Origin of the sequence: Janthinobacterium sp. PSRC1-1 (assembly GCF_049897525.1) — a bacterium.
In the GTDB taxonomy this organism is placed as follows: Bacteria; Pseudomonadota; Gammaproteobacteria; order Burkholderiales; family Burkholderiaceae_D; genus Janthinobacterium; species Janthinobacterium tructae.
Window position 1 is genome coordinate 187,172 of record NZ_JAFCWK010000003.1, and the last position, 12,764, is coordinate 199,935.

The following is a 12,764-nucleotide window of genomic DNA, read 5'->3' on the forward strand; positions in this document are numbered from 1 at the left end:
GAACTAGAGTATCCTCGGCGAATCTGTCGATCAGGCCCCATACCTTCGACAGCGACGCCCCCCCCCTCCTTGAAGGTTAAATGGCCCTTGAGCTCCGGCAGCGCAAACAACCGTTCCAAAGTCCAGCACACCCAGAAGTCCTTTTCCGCACTGGAGGCCACACAGCCATTGCGGGCTCCTGTCTGCTCGATGGCAAGCTTCTGGTCTTCCCTGGACAATGCCAAAAACTCTTGCATGGATCAACCCTTGTCTTGCGCTATTCGTCGCATGACATCTGCAATCCATACCGGCGCCAGTGACGCATCGGCCAGCAGCACGGCCTTGTCCTCGGTGGTCAACTTGGCCCTGAGTGCAGCGACTACCTGGCCGTCGATATGCGCTCGCTTGAAATGCCGCAATGCCTGGATCACTAGGCCGCTGATACGACCAGCCGTCGCCATATTGCGAGGCGTGGTGTGCTTCAGCAGAATGCTCTGATTGCCGACATGGACTGTACGCGAGACGCCATCGGTCAGGAAGGCCAACTTCATCGGCACTTGCTCCGTCAACCCCAGTAGATTGGCGGCGTAGGCCCCTGATGGTTGCAGGCGCAAGCTCCCTTTGCCGGCAATCGCCTTGGCGATATCGTCGGCCGACGGTAATAGCGGTCCCAGAATCGCGTGCGTGCGCGGGACGTCGTACAGTCCTCGCGCTACTCTTCGCAACGCCCCCGTCGCCGTGAGACGCGATAGCACCTTATCAACGGCCGCTCGGCTGCCCAGGTGGAGAAAATCAACCGGACTGAAGACCTTCCCCGCTTCGCTCGCGGCCAACTCGGCGCGGATAGCCGCGTCCACACTGCCTTTTGCAGGCGGCGGGGGCTGAACGGATCGGCTTCTACCGGAGGAAATGGAATTGGTGCGCATGTCAGAAAATATAGCACGTTTTTCTGACAAAGCAAGCGAGGAGGAGGTGTGGCCCAGCATGGCGAGTTGGCGTTAGGCGAGCGCAGCGAGATCGGCCCCGCAGGGCAAGCCGGTTTGAGCGAAGCGAAAACATGGCTTGCTCCTCACCTGCGAGCGCACCGTCCGCCCCGACCGCAGGGTGTATGCATTGGCCAGCGCCGCCGAGTCGCCCGGCACGCCACGCCGATCAGACGGCATTGCGTGAGCTGGACCATGCATCGCCGACGCTCCACGGCACAGGCTGCGTAGTGGGTACGTTTTAGGGGTAACTGGGCTGGCCAATGACACCAAATTTTGCTCTTTCCCCTATGACGCGCCTGTGCGATTCAATTGACGCCGTCTCCACCACTGAATTGTTTAAAATCAAGTAGTTAGCAAGAAGAAGGCTGTCATTATTTGGGTTGTTTTTGGGCTGTTTTAGCCTAGGAATGACAACAAAATGACAGCCTTTTTTACTTTGAGTCGTGCACGACTTCCTCACTCGACCGCACGAAGTTTGCTAGACATCCAAGCAACACCCCAAGCCTGCTCACCATTAAGCTACAAAATAGAAGGCATCTTTAGTGCTGGTTCGCGCAGCGAACAAATGTGTATTTGTAGAGCTCGCGCATGGGGCGCCATCCCTTGCTGATAGTAGCCGCACTTTGCATGTGGGTTTGAGCAGCAACAATGACAGAACTTTGTTGTCGGTTGATGAGGTGAGAAGTCCGTCGTTTTTAGGGTGCAACATTCATCGAAGTCAATGGCAAAGCTGATCGGTTAATCAAATATGAGAAACATGGTGCTATAATCGGGACGTAACTAACAGAAAAAAGGGAGTGAGCTATGGCTAACTTCATCATCGAACACACAGTACATTCAGCACGAAAAACATTGGTACGCAAACGCGTGAGACCAATGACGGATCGGCTTGCCAAAGATAGCAAAGTGGCGCACGAGCTACAAGATGAGTTGTGCGCGCGCGTAAACGCACCCTACGACACAAGCAATATGACAAGATTTACCGGCGCAATGAGCCTAGATGAGATCATGACAAAGATCATGGGAACGTCGCTGAATCCTGAAAAAATTGCTACTAGGTAATTTATTAGAACACCTTATCAAGGTCCGCGTTGCGGACCTTTTTTTATATGACAATAATAAAAGAAGTCTATCTGCATCCAAAATTTGAATATGGTGTTTCTGACAAGGACTTCCTGACAGATTTACCATTCATGACCCCTGATGAAAAGGTTCGACTAGCTCTCTGGGTGAGCGGTATAGTCCAAGGCCTCTCCCATGAAGGAATGAATAAACCATCATGGCTGAACAACGGCCAAATGATACCCGCAGCGCAAGATTACAAAAAAAATAATGTTTGGCACTATCATTGCGGCCCGTATGAAAATGCGTCTGAAACAGACAAAATTACCGAAAACACCTTCGATGAAAACACCTACGGCAGGCGATCATCTCAGATTTTTCATTACACAAAACAAAAAGACATAATCATTGTGCTGGGTTATTCGCGAAAGCACATACCTTTCCCTGCGGGAAATAGTAGAAGCAATCCACTTCGTAATAGAGGCCATGCCTGGCATCTGGCACTTCCTCGTAGCAAATGATCAAATCCGGTTACGAACTCAGGCGATCAAGAACACTCTTACCTGAGTTTCAGTCTATAGACGAAAACCGCTCAAAGTGCGTCAAAATTCGTCAAATCGCACGCCCCCTCTTCGCCCCGCCGCGCCAGTCCTCATGCGCCTTCGGCCATGGCGCAAATTTGAGTCAAAAGAGACCTATATAGCGGGCAGGTGTGGAGGGGGGACAACTGCGCGCGCCGGGCCGAAACGGGCTTTTTTCTTGCCTCAAGTGCAACATCAATCGTCGGGACGTGAAAAAGCCGCCTCGTGGGCGGCTTGTGCGGTGGCTGGGCAGCTTGGCGCGGCTGGACGGTCGCGGCCCTTGCCCTGCGAGCTATCGCAGCGTGGCGGTCATCCTGGGCGGCCGGCGCGAATCATCGCCGCCTGTTCCTTGTCGTAGTCGTCGCGGCAATCCGCATCGCAGAACAGCAGCGCGGGCGCCAGCGCCTCGTCGCAATAGTGGCAGGCGCCGTGCGCCACCAGGGCGGGCCGGCGCCGCACCGCGGCCAGGCCGCGCGCCACCTCGGCGAAGATGATCTTGTCCGTGTTGTCGATATGGTCGCTCATGCCGCACCCTCCTTGCCAAGGCCCAGGTCATACGGCGCGAACCTCACCACTTCCACGCCCGCCCACTCGTTGATCGCCATGAACTGCGCCTGCAGCGGCACCAGCTCATTGCGGGCGAAGACGCGCGCGGCCGGCTCCACGGCGCCGAAGCCGCCGGCATTGTTCGGCAGGATGCCCATGAGCTGGGGCGGCACGCGGTGCGCGGCCAGCTGGTCGTCGCGCGTGACGCTCTTGATGTTGAAAAACTCGTCCTTGGCGGCCACGTCCGACACGGGCAGAATCTGGATGCCGTCCTTCTTGCCGTTCGGTGCGTACATGAACAGGTTGCGGAAGTTGCCCGGCCCCTTGCTGTCGCGCATGGCCTGGCGCAGGTTGTCCACGTCCTGGGTGTTGGCGGCGGCATCCGTCATGTAGAACACGAAACCGGCATGCGAACCGTTCTTGTAGTACTTGCGGCGAAACAGGGTGGCCGCCTCGTTGAGCCAGGCCGACTGCAGCGCGCTCAGGTACTGCGGCACGCCGTACAGCTCCTGATTGACGTCCGGTTCCATCAGGTGAAACACCCGGCCCTTGTCGAACTGGTGCACGGCCTGGTAGCCGTTGACGAAAAAGTAGGTATCCAAGTCGACGCCGCGCCGCATGTACTTGGCCAGCGCATGCTGGTACGCCAGCGCCTTGCCGCTGCGGCTGGGCCGGTCTTCCAGGTAGGCATTGCCGAACGTCAGGAAGTCCAGGGCCATGCGTTTAAAAGCGTCGCGCGACAGGTACTTGCTGGGGATCAGGGTCGATGCCAGCACGTTGGCCTTGAAGTGGATGGCGCTGCTGTGGTGCACGCCGGCATTGAAGGACTTGGCCAGGCCCGCCAGGTTGACGGGCGGCTCATACCAGTGCCCGTTCTTCCAGCATTCGAAGCAGTCGAGAATGTCGGCATGCTCCAGCACGGGCGTGGGATCGCCGAAGGAAAACGCCTCGATGCCGGCGGCGGCCGGCGCCGTGGCCGTGGCCGTGGATGCTGTTGATGGTGCGCTCTCGGCCTGGCGGCCGCGCGCGCGCAAATGTCGTGCTTTGCTCAAGAATAAATCTCCATGAAAGAGTGGTGGTTGTCAGTCGTGCCTTCGAAGGGCTCGTGATCGAGGGCATGCATGCAGGCCCACGCCAGATCGGCGTGGCCGGTTTCATCGCTGCGGCCGGCGACATACGTCACGTGCCGCCCGCTGGGGGTGAGGGTCTTGTGGATGGCCATGAACGACTGCGCGATGTCCGTCCAGCCGGCGTCAAACTCCAGCCGGCCCTTGCTGATGATGTTTTTGGCCTTCAAGACCATGCGGGTTTTGACTTCGGGCGAGTAATTCAGGGCCGTGACGGCCGGGAAGAAGCCGCGCACGATAGGCAGCACGCCGATGCCCATGCCCGTGGTGTCGATGCCGATGTATTCGACGTTGTAGCGCTGGGTCATCTGGCGGATGGCGTCGGCGTGGTCTTCGAAGCTCTGCCCGCGCCACTGGTGGCGCTCCAAGATGCGGAACTTGCCGCCGGCCGTCATGGGCGGCGCCAGCACCACGCAGCCGGCGCTGTCGCCGTTCAAGGCCGGGTCGTAACCGATCCACACGGGCCGGTTGCCGAACGGGCGCAGGCCCAGCAAGGGCTTGTAGTCGTCCCACTCCACCCAGGAATCGACCATGCAGCGCTGCAGCTCAGCCAGCGGAAAGACCGAGGCCGAATCGTCAATAAAATTGCACATCAGCAGGTTGTCGAACTGGTCCGGGCTGTATTCGAAGTTGCGCAGCTCGTCGATGTCGAACAGGTTGCAGCCGCCGCGCTCGGCGTCCAGGATGGTGACGATCTGGCGCCAGATCTTGTCCTCGCCCGTGAAGCCCGACGACAAGCGGCCATGACTCACATCGATATTCACCTGATCCATCTTGGCGCGGCGCTTGTTGAACAGCTCGCCCGTCCAGAACGGGTAAGCCTGGTGCGTGGTCGAGGATGGCGTGGAAAAATACGTCTTGCGCCACTTTTTGTGGATGGCCATGCCCGAGGCTACCTTGTTGAGTTCCTGGAAATTCTGCGTCCAGAAAAATTCATCGAAGTAGAAATTGCCGTGGTAGCCCTGCGCCGTGCGCGCGTTGGTGCCCAGGAAATACAGATGCGCGCCGTTCGGCAGCACGATGGGGTCGCCCGTCAGCTCGATGCCGGCCGCCTCGCGCGCGAATTGCACGATGTATTGCTTGAAGACGTGCGCCTGGCTCTTGGAAGCGGACAGGAAGATCTGATTGCGGCCCGTCGCCATCGCGTCGGCCAGCGCCTCGCGCGCGAAGTACCAGGTGGCGCCGATCTGGCGGCTTTTGAGAATGGCGCGCGTGCGCTGGTCGCCGTTACGGAACCAGACCTTTTGATAGTCGAACAGCGAGTCCTGGAAGGCGTCGAGCAGCTGGATTTTCTGTTCTTCGCTGAAATCGTTGCGGGTCGGCTTCTTCTTCGGGCCGGCATTGCGGTTCGCCAGCTTGGGATTGAGATCGACCTCATTGCCGCCCGGTTGCTCGTAGCGGCGCACGCGCGCCATCTGCACGATGGTGCGCGCCAGCAGATCAATTTCCTTGTAATCGCTACCGCTCTTGACCTCTTTTTCGATCAGTTTCACCAGGCGCAGCTCGGCCGACGCCTCGACGTGCTCGATGGCCTGTGCCTTGTCCCATTCGTCGCGCTCTTTCCAGCTGTTGATGGTGCTGCGCTTGATGCCCAGATGGCGGGCGATGGACGAAATGCGCCAGCCCTTCCAGTACAGGGCGCGCGCGGCGCGGCGCGGCTCGGATTCGGGCACGGCCAGTTCGGCGATTATTTCTTCGGGTTTTTGTTCAATTGCTAGCATGCCGCCAGCGTAGGCCGCGCGCGCGCGGAGCGGGGAAAGGCAAAAGTCGCTATGGCCCATAGCAACCCGCACCGCATTGAATCGCAGCGCCAAGACGTTGACCATGGCGTTATCCGATCAACCGAGAACGCCCACCATGCCTAAATCCCAATTCTTCCGCGTCGCCACCGAAGGCGCCACCACGGACGGCCGCAACATCGACCGCGCCACGATCGAGCAAATCGCCGCCACCTACAACCCGAAAACCTACGGCGCGCGCATCTGGCTGGAGCACATCCGGGGCATCCTGCCCGACAGCCAATTCAAGGCCTACGGCGACGTGATCGCCGTGAAAGCGGAGGAAGTGGACACCGACAGCGGCAAGAAACTGGCCCTGTTCGCGCAGATCGAACCCACGCCGGAACTGGTGGCCATCAACAAGGCAAAGCAAAAGCTGTACACCAGCCTGGAAATCCAGCCCGACTTTGCCGACTCGGCGCAGCCCTACCTGGTCGGCCTGGGCGTCACCGACAGCCCGGCCAGCCTGGGCACCGATGCACTGAAATTCTCCGCCAGCCGCAAGCTGCAAAGCGCCAACCTGTTTACATCGGCCGTCGAGGTGACGCTGGAATTTGACGAGCCGCACGGAACCAAGCTGGCCGACGCCGTGAAAAACCTGCTGTCGCGCTTCTCCAATAAATCCGGCGCCGACGCCGCGCAGTTCGCCGACATCAGCGAAGCCGTCGAGGCGCTGGCCGGCCACGTCGTCACCGTCAACGACAACTACACGGGCACCCTGGCCCGCCTGGAGAAAACAGAAACGGCATTGCAAGCCACGCAGGAAGAGCTGGCCGCCTTCAAGGCGCAGATGGACGAAGCGCCCGGCAACGGCCCGCGCCGCCCTGCCGCAACCGGCAACGACGGCGCCGTGCAGACCGAGTTTTAAGCGCCCGCGCTATCCACCTCCCCCAATTCAACAACGGAGCACCGAACCATGAAAAAGCAAACGCGCCAGGTCTTTGGCCAATATGAAACCCGCCTGGGCCAACTGAACGACACGGACAACGTGGCCAAGACGTTCAGCGTCACGCCCAGCGTGCAGCAAAAGCTGGAAACGAAGATGCAGGAATCGAGCGAGTTCCTGACGAAAGTGAACATCATCGGCGTGACCGAGCAGGAAGGCGAAAAGCTGGGCCTGGGCGTGTCTGGCCCGATTGCCGGCCGCACCAACACCAAGGACAAGGAACGCAAGACGCGCGACCTGTCCACCCTGGACGGCACCAAGTACCGCTGCGAACAGACCAACTTCGACACGCATTTGAACTATGCCAAGCTGGACGCCTGGGCCAAGTTCCCCGACTTCCAGTCGCGCGTGGCCAATGCCATCCTGACGCGCCAGGCGCTGGACCGCATCGTCATCGGCTTCAATGGAGTGAAAGCCATGGCTGACACCGATCTGGATGCCAATCCGCTGCTGCAGGACGTCAATAAAGGCTGGCTGCAGCACCTGCGCGAGCTGGCGCCCGAGCGCGTGCTGGGCCTGGTGGCCAATGGCATGCCGGGCAAGGTCATCATCGGCGACGTGGCCGACGCCGACTATGCCAACCTGGACGCGGCCGTCACCGATGCCGTCAACCTGTTGGACCCGTGGTATCAGGAAGACACCAATCTGGTGGCCATCGTCGGGCGCAAGCTGTTGAATGACAAGTATTTCCCATTGGTCAACACCAAGCAGGCGCCCACGGAAACCCTGGCGGCCGACATCATCATCAGCCAGAAACGCATCGGCGGCTTGCCGGCCGCGCGCGTGCCCTTCTTCCCGGACAACGCCATCCTGATTACCCGCTTCGACAATCTGTCGATCTACTTCCAGGAAGGCGCGCGCCGTCGCCGCGTCGAGGACGTGCCCAAGCGCGACCGCATCGAGAATTACGAGTCGTCGAACGACGCCTACGTGATCGAGGACCTGGGCCTGGCCGCGCTGGTGGAAAACATCGAGCTGAAAGACAAATAATGGCCAATCAATCCCCTGCCCTGCGCCACCGCGCGCGCATGCTGGCCGAGCGCACGGCCGGCGCCGCCGCGCCGCAAGGCGTGACCACCGGCACGGCCTACGAAATGATGCTCTACAAGCTGGCCGACGACCGCCGCCGCCTGAAAGCCATCCAGTCCGTCGAACGCAAGATCGAAGTCAAGGCCACCTTGCTGCCGGATTACGCGCAATGGATCGACGGCGTGCTGACCGGCGGCAAGGGCGCCCAGGATGACGTGTTTGCCACCCTGCTGGTGTGGCACATCGACACGGGCGAGTACGAGCGCGCCCTGGTCATGGCCGAATACGCCCTAGCGCACAAATTCACCCTGCCCGAGACTTACAGCCGCGACATCGCCACCCTGATGCTGGACGAATTTTCCGAAGGCTACTTGCACGGCAAGCTGGCCGCCGATCCGCAGCACGCCGCCCAGGTACTGGGCCAGGTGGAACAGTTGACGGCCGCCAGCGATGCACCCGACCAGGCGCGCGCCAAGCTGCACAAGGCCATCGGCCTGGCCATGATCGCCGTGCTCGACCAGGCCGACGACACGGACATCGCCCCGGCGCTGGTGGCGCAGGCGGAAACGGCCATGGCCCAGCTGAAACGTGCGCGCGCCCTTTCCGAGTCGTGCGGCGTCAAGAAAGATATGGAACGGCTGGAGCGGCGCATCAAGCGCGCGGCCGGTTCCGCGTAAGAGCATCCCCCGCAGCACGGCGGCACGGGGGGATTCTGGCCAACGCATTGGCAACAATCTCGGCCTGATGAACCCCGTCCACCGCCCCATTTTTGAAAGCGTCCCGTATGTCCTTCATGGCCCTGCCCCCGTCCATCCCGCCTGGCAGCACGACCACGCTGCCAGCACCGGCCACCGGCATCATCGAGAACGACGGCTGGTTTCCCGATATTGCGCTGGCCGATATGCGCGACGCCATGCGCCTGGACGGCACAGTCACCGACGCGCGCCTGGTGCAAGCCGTGGTCGATGCCATCCTGCAGGTCAACCGCGAGCTGGCCGACTGGCAAGGCCAGCATGCCGCTGCCGGAGTCGCTGCCCTGGTGGACGTGCCGGCCACGCGCATCAACCGCGAGTCCCGCCTGCTGGCGCAGTACCGGCGCGCCGTCTACAGCACGGCGAAAGCGGACCTGATCGAGCGTTACCGCGACTACGACAGCACGGCCACCTCCGTCAGCGACAAGAAAAGCATGGAGTGGCTCGACGAGGCGCCCGGCGCGCAGCGGCGCAACGCGCAATGGGCCATCGCCGATATGGTCGGCCGCACGCATTTGACCGTGGAATTGATCTGATGCAGGTGCGCACGCGGCAGCACGACACGGTAGACGCCCTGGTGTGGCGCTACCTGGGCGACGGCGCGGGATACGTCGAGCAAACCCTGGAAATGAATCCCGCACTGGCGCGCCACGGCGCCGTGCTGCCGGCCGGCCTGGTCGTCACCCTGCCCGAGCCGGCGCCCAGCACCGCCACCGTGGCCGCCGCCGATCTTGTGCAGCTATGGGATTAACGCAGCAATCCACCTTTTTACCCTGATGAAAAATCTATCTACCCTCTCACCGGAGAATCAAGCAATGTCCGCAGAATCGTTTGGTGGTTTCGCCACCCTGGTCAAACTGTACGGCTTCAAGGCGGCGCTGGGCATGGTCGGCGCCGCCATGCTGTACATCGTGCTGCCGCCGTTGAACAGCGACGGCACCTTCAACAAGGGCGAATTCGTCGCCCGCCTGGCCTGCGCCGGCGTGTTCTCGTGCCTGCTGGGCGGCACCGTGTACCAACTGCTGTGCGCGCAGCTCCCGGCGATTGGCGCCATGGTCAACGCCAGCGCCATCGATCTGATCGTCGGCGCGCCCGGCTGGTGGGTATCGCGCGCCGTGGCCCTGTGGTTCCAGCGCCGCAGCGACAAGGATATCGCCGAGCTGGTCAAAGACGCGAAGGAACACTGATGGCCGCCACCGACAATCCCCTGATCGCGCGCACCATCGACGCCATCCTGCGCGCCGAAGGCGGCTACGTGAACGACCCGCAAGACAAGGGCGGCGAAACCAATTACGGCATCACCGTGGCCGTGGCGCGCGCCAACGGCTACGCGGGGCCGATGCGCGATATGCCCGTGGCCGTGGCGCGCGCCATCTACACGACCCGCTACATCACGGAACCGAAGTTCGACCAGGTGCTGGCCCTGCATGCCGGCATCGGCGCCGAAGTCATCGACACAGGCGTGAACATGGGGCCACACCGCGCGGCCGAGTTCCTGCAGCGCTGGCTGAACGGTTTCAATGACACGGGCGCGCGCTATCCCGCCCTGTTCGTCGACGGCCGCCTGGGCGCGCAATCGCTGGGCGCCCTTGCATCCTTCCTGAAATGGCGCGGCCAGGACGGGGCCACCGTGCTGCTGCGTGCCTTGAACGGCTTGCAGGCGGCGCGTTACCTGGAAATCACCGAAGCGAACAAGACCCAGCGCCGTTTTCTATTCGGCTGGATCAAGGAACGGGTGGCCATGTGATAGCACCCACCTGGCGCCCGCTGGCCGCCTGCCTGCTGTTTGGTGCCATCGCAGGCTGGACGACGCAGGGCTGGCGCAAGGACGCCAGCATCGCAGAACTGCAGCGGGCGGCCGCCACCAGCAAAACCAATGCCGCCACCGCACTGGCCCAGGCCACCGCCCGCGTGCTGACGCTGGAGCACGTGGCCGGCGCCGCCTTGGCGCAGCGCGCCGACCACCTCACCCAGGAGCAAACCCATGCAAAAACCGAGCGTGACCGTTTTAACGATGACGTGCGCAGCGGTACTGTGCGCCTGTCAATCCCCGTCGCCAGCGGCCACTGCGCCGCAAGCGCAGATGCCGCCGCTGCCGCAAGCAATCAGCACCAAGCGCGAGCCGAACTTGACCCGGCGACTGCGGCAGCTCTTGACGCCATTGCCGGCGACGGCGACGACGCCGCCCGCCAGCTGAACGCCTGCATCGACGCCTACAACACCATGCGAGACACCTACCATGTACAAACCGAATAGCCTGCGCCAGCACCTGGCCACCGCCATCCCCGACCTGCAGCGCGATCCCGACCGCCTGCTGGTCTTCGCCGATGAGGGCAACGTGGTGGCGTCGGCCACCGCCTCCCTCTCCTTCGAATACCGCTTCAAGCTCAACCTGATCGTCACCGACTACGCGGGCGACGCGGACGCCATCATGGTGGCCCTGATCGCCTGGCTGAAAGTCCACCAGCTCGACCTGATGGCAAACGAGGAAACCCGCAAGCACGGCATCGCTTTCGAGGTGGATTTTAATAACCATGAAACAGTCGACATTTCCATCAAGCTGGACTTGACCGAGCGGGTGGCCGTCAAGACCGGCGAGGCGGGCCGCCTCGACATTAAGCACCTGGCCGAGATACAGCACATGCCGGCCTACGCGGACGAGTTCTGGAAGCTGTACGACGGCGAGAAACTGCTGGCCGAATGGCGCACGCCCGAGGCGACAGCATGAGCGACGACCTGCACGCGCTGGAAGCCTGGGCCGGCGCCCTGCTGGCCAAGCTGCAGCCGGCCCAGCGCCGCGCAATCAATCACAAGGTGGCCATCGACCTGCGCCGCAGCCAGGCGCAGCGCATCAAGGCGCAGCAAGGACCGGATGGCGCAGCCTATCCAGCACGCAAGCGGCGCAAGGAATTCAAGGGCAAAAATGGCCGGATCAAGCGGCAGAAGGCCGCGATGTTCGTCAAGATTCGCACCGCCAAGCACTTGAAAGTGAAGGCGACCGGCGACCAGATCGAAGTCGGCTTCTTTGGCTGGGTGGCGCGCGTGGCGCATGTGCATCAGTTTGGGCGACCAGATCGGGTATCGAAAAAGGGGGCGATATACACCTATGTAGCGCGGCCCCTTATTGGAATCAACGAACAGGATCAGAGCTTAGTACGTGAATCCTTATTACGACATATATGTCAAATCTAGAATCCGAACAATGATTCTTGCTGATATTAGTTGCCAAATGAGTTAGAGTCCAGCGAGCACTAATTGTCACATATTGATCAGGTCAAATATGTACACGATCTTTGCTCGCCTATTATTTTAGTCACCACAACACTCATTTGGAGCAACAATGCGTCACTTTCTTTCAATCACCCTTCTTGCTATTCCTCTACTGGTCAATGCGCAAGAACAAGCCGACGCAACCAAGGCCCCTCCAGCGACGAAACTAGAAGCATTTTCAGCACGAACTGGTATCGTAATCGTAAAAGGCTTCTCGACTATAGGTGTTGTCAATGGCATGGGACGAGTATCAATAGACGTACGCGAGTTTCGAGACGCGAGTAACCCAAAATCTGTCCAATACGGAGTTTCGTTTGAAGTCAAAGAATCGGGACGGCTTGAACGCCAAAGTACTTCATTCATTGACGAGGAAGAAATTGATTCTCTTATTCGGGGCTTAGACTACATCAGCAAAATAGAACGAAATGTGACAACATTGGGTAACTTTGAGGCCCAGTATAGAACAAAAGGCGACTTATCCATGACCGTATTCTCCGGCACTAATGGCGAAATAAGTTTCGCAGTGTCGAGTGGCAGAATTGGTAAGACCTCAGCATTTCTCAAGCTGGCCGATGCTGAAAAAATCCGTTCTTTATTAAACGAAGCTAAGGCCGCCATTTCAAAGGCAAAGTCGTCTAGCGTGAAATCTTGATCGCTCAGAAATAAGACCTACCAACCTCAAATTTCACCCCTGATCACAAGACAACA

17 protein-coding genes are annotated in these 12,764 nt (G+C 60.3%); 13 read left to right on the forward strand and 4 right to left on the reverse strand.

What is annotated here, in order from left to right:
• Positions 1 to 239 precede the first annotated feature (239 nt).
• Complete coding sequence (locus ACP7DW_RS07295; RefSeq protein WP_426054731.1) at positions 240 to 965, reverse strand: DUF6088 family protein; 726 nt, start codon at positions 963 to 965, stop codon at positions 240 to 242.
• A gap of 804 nt (positions 966 to 1,769) precedes the next feature.
• On the opposite strand from ACP7DW_RS07295, the gene ACP7DW_RS07300 reads away from it, so the two are divergent.
• Positions 1,770 to 2,027: a hypothetical protein gene (locus ACP7DW_RS07300; RefSeq protein WP_426054730.1), complete on the forward strand. Its 258-nt coding sequence runs from the start codon at positions 1,770 to 1,772 to the stop codon at positions 2,025 to 2,027.
• A 47-nt stretch (positions 2,028 to 2,074) separates the two neighbouring features.
• Positions 2,075 to 2,548 (forward strand): hypothetical protein, encoded by a 474-nt coding sequence (locus tag ACP7DW_RS07305; protein WP_131687116.1) that lies wholly within the window; start codon positions 2,075 to 2,077, stop codon positions 2,546 to 2,548.
• 369 nt (positions 2,549 to 2,917) lie between these two features.
• Here the strand turns inward: ACP7DW_RS07305 and ACP7DW_RS07310 are convergent, their stop codons facing one another.
• Genes ACP7DW_RS07310 through ACP7DW_RS07320 form a run of 3 tightly spaced genes read right to left on the reverse strand, consistent with a single transcriptional unit; the run spans position 2,918 to position 6,002 of the window.
• The gene (locus ACP7DW_RS07310) at positions 2,918 to 3,133 is read right to left on the reverse strand and encodes a hypothetical protein (protein ID WP_426054729.1); all 216 of its coding nucleotides are present in this window, start codon (positions 3,131 to 3,133) and stop codon (positions 2,918 to 2,920) included.
• Positions 3,130 to 4,206: a phage portal protein gene (locus tag ACP7DW_RS07315; protein ID WP_426054728.1), complete on the reverse strand. Its 1,077-nt coding sequence runs from the start codon at positions 4,204 to 4,206 to the stop codon at positions 3,130 to 3,132. The genes ACP7DW_RS07310 and ACP7DW_RS07315 overlap by 4 nt, the downstream gene beginning before the upstream one ends.
• Entirely contained in the window at positions 4,203 to 6,002 is a 1,800-nt protein-coding gene (locus ACP7DW_RS07320) for a terminase ATPase subunit family protein (protein WP_426054727.1), read from the reverse strand. The genes ACP7DW_RS07315 and ACP7DW_RS07320 overlap by 4 nt, the downstream gene beginning before the upstream one ends.
• 136 nt (positions 6,003 to 6,138) lie before the next feature.
• On the opposite strand from ACP7DW_RS07320, the gene ACP7DW_RS07325 reads away from it, so the two are divergent.
• The 11 genes from ACP7DW_RS07325 (at position 6,139) to ACP7DW_RS07375 (ending at position 12,708) form a co-directional block, all read left to right on the forward strand.
• Positions 6,139 to 6,927: a GPO family capsid scaffolding protein gene (locus ACP7DW_RS07325; RefSeq protein ID WP_426054726.1), complete on the forward strand. Its 789-nt coding sequence runs from the start codon at positions 6,139 to 6,141 to the stop codon at positions 6,925 to 6,927.
• Positions 6,928 to 6,975: 48 nt separating this feature from the next.
• Positions 6,976 to 7,995 carry a phage major capsid protein, P2 family gene (locus ACP7DW_RS07330; protein WP_426054725.1) on the forward strand — a complete coding sequence of 340 codons (1,020 nt, stop codon included), beginning with the start codon at positions 6,976 to 6,978 and terminating at the stop codon, positions 7,993 to 7,995.
• On the forward strand, positions 7,995 to 8,711 hold the full coding sequence (gpM, locus tag ACP7DW_RS07335) for a phage terminase small subunit (RefSeq protein WP_426054724.1): 717 nt from the start codon (positions 7,995 to 7,997) through the stop codon (positions 8,709 to 8,711). Before ACP7DW_RS07330 ends, gpM begins: the two co-directional genes overlap by 1 nt.
• Before the next feature lie 107 nt (positions 8,712 to 8,818).
• Positions 8,819 to 9,322: a head completion/stabilization protein gene (locus tag ACP7DW_RS07340; RefSeq protein ID WP_426054723.1), complete on the forward strand. Its 504-nt coding sequence runs from the start codon at positions 8,819 to 8,821 to the stop codon at positions 9,320 to 9,322.
• Positions 9,322 to 9,537: a tail protein X gene (locus tag ACP7DW_RS07345; RefSeq protein WP_426054722.1), complete on the forward strand. Its 216-nt coding sequence runs from the start codon at positions 9,322 to 9,324 to the stop codon at positions 9,535 to 9,537. The genes ACP7DW_RS07340 and ACP7DW_RS07345 overlap by 1 nt, the downstream gene beginning before the upstream one ends.
• Positions 9,538 to 9,601: 64 nt before the next feature.
• Positions 9,602 to 9,973 carry a hypothetical protein gene (locus tag ACP7DW_RS07350; RefSeq protein ID WP_035820867.1) on the forward strand — a complete coding sequence of 124 codons (372 nt, stop codon included), beginning with the start codon at positions 9,602 to 9,604 and terminating at the stop codon, positions 9,971 to 9,973.
• Entirely contained in the window at positions 9,973 to 10,533 is a 561-nt protein-coding gene (locus ACP7DW_RS07355) for a glycoside hydrolase family 108 protein (RefSeq protein ID WP_426054721.1), read from the forward strand. The genes ACP7DW_RS07350 and ACP7DW_RS07355 overlap by 1 nt, the downstream gene beginning before the upstream one ends.
• Complete coding sequence (locus tag ACP7DW_RS07360; protein ID WP_426054720.1) at positions 10,530 to 11,042, forward strand: lysis system i-spanin subunit Rz; 513 nt, start codon at positions 10,530 to 10,532, stop codon at positions 11,040 to 11,042. Before ACP7DW_RS07355 ends, ACP7DW_RS07360 begins: the two co-directional genes overlap by 4 nt.
• Positions 11,026 to 11,514, forward strand: coding sequence for a phage tail protein (locus tag ACP7DW_RS07365; protein ID WP_426054719.1), 489 nt, complete (start codon positions 11,026 to 11,028; stop codon positions 11,512 to 11,514). Before ACP7DW_RS07360 ends, ACP7DW_RS07365 begins: the two co-directional genes overlap by 17 nt.
• Positions 11,511 to 11,978: a phage virion morphogenesis protein gene (locus ACP7DW_RS07370; protein ID WP_426054718.1), complete on the forward strand. Its 468-nt coding sequence runs from the start codon at positions 11,511 to 11,513 to the stop codon at positions 11,976 to 11,978. The genes ACP7DW_RS07365 and ACP7DW_RS07370 overlap by 4 nt, the downstream gene beginning before the upstream one ends.
• A 148-nt stretch (positions 11,979 to 12,126) precedes the next feature.
• Positions 12,127 to 12,708 (forward strand): hypothetical protein, encoded by a 582-nt coding sequence (locus ACP7DW_RS07375; protein ID WP_426054717.1) that lies wholly within the window; start codon positions 12,127 to 12,129, stop codon positions 12,706 to 12,708.
• Positions 12,709 to 12,764 lie beyond the last annotated feature (56 nt).

What these genes read in the sequence shown, in the direction of transcription:
- ACP7DW_RS07295 (WP_426054731.1), bottom strand. Translation starts at nt 965, where the DNA reads ATGCTGGGCCACACCTCCTCCTCGCTTGCTTTGTCAGAAAAACGTGCT.
- ACP7DW_RS07300 (WP_426054730.1), top strand. Translation starts at nt 1,770, where the DNA reads ATGGCTAACTTCATCATCGAACACACAGTACATTCAGCACGAAAAACA.
- ACP7DW_RS07305 (WP_131687116.1), top strand. Translation starts at nt 2,075, where the DNA reads ATGACAATAATAAAAGAAGTCTATCTGCATCCAAAATTTGAATATGGT.
- ACP7DW_RS07310 (WP_426054729.1), bottom strand. Translation starts at nt 3,133, where the DNA reads ATGAGCGACCATATCGACAACACGGACAAGATCATCTTCGCCGAGGTG.
- ACP7DW_RS07320 (WP_426054727.1), bottom strand. Translation starts at nt 6,002, where the DNA reads ATGCTAGCAATTGAACAAAAACCCGAAGAAATAATCGCCGAACTGGCC.
- ACP7DW_RS07325 (WP_426054726.1), top strand. Translation starts at nt 6,139, where the DNA reads ATGCCTAAATCCCAATTCTTCCGCGTCGCCACCGAAGGCGCCACCACG.
- ACP7DW_RS07330 (WP_426054725.1), top strand. Translation starts at nt 6,976, where the DNA reads ATGAAAAAGCAAACGCGCCAGGTCTTTGGCCAATATGAAACCCGCCTG.
- gpM (WP_426054724.1), top strand. Translation starts at nt 7,995, where the DNA reads ATGGCCAATCAATCCCCTGCCCTGCGCCACCGCGCGCGCATGCTGGCC.
- ACP7DW_RS07340 (WP_426054723.1), top strand. Translation starts at nt 8,819, where the DNA reads ATGTCCTTCATGGCCCTGCCCCCGTCCATCCCGCCTGGCAGCACGACC.
- ACP7DW_RS07345 (WP_426054722.1), top strand. Translation starts at nt 9,322, where the DNA reads ATGCAGGTGCGCACGCGGCAGCACGACACGGTAGACGCCCTGGTGTGG.
- ACP7DW_RS07350 (WP_035820867.1), top strand. Translation starts at nt 9,602, where the DNA reads ATGTCCGCAGAATCGTTTGGTGGTTTCGCCACCCTGGTCAAACTGTAC.
- ACP7DW_RS07355 (WP_426054721.1), top strand. Translation starts at nt 9,973, where the DNA reads ATGGCCGCCACCGACAATCCCCTGATCGCGCGCACCATCGACGCCATC.
- ACP7DW_RS07365 (WP_426054719.1), top strand. Translation starts at nt 11,026, where the DNA reads ATGTACAAACCGAATAGCCTGCGCCAGCACCTGGCCACCGCCATCCCC.
- ACP7DW_RS07370 (WP_426054718.1), top strand. Translation starts at nt 11,511, where the DNA reads ATGAGCGACGACCTGCACGCGCTGGAAGCCTGGGCCGGCGCCCTGCTG.
- ACP7DW_RS07375 (WP_426054717.1), top strand. Translation starts at nt 12,127, where the DNA reads ATGCGTCACTTTCTTTCAATCACCCTTCTTGCTATTCCTCTACTGGTC.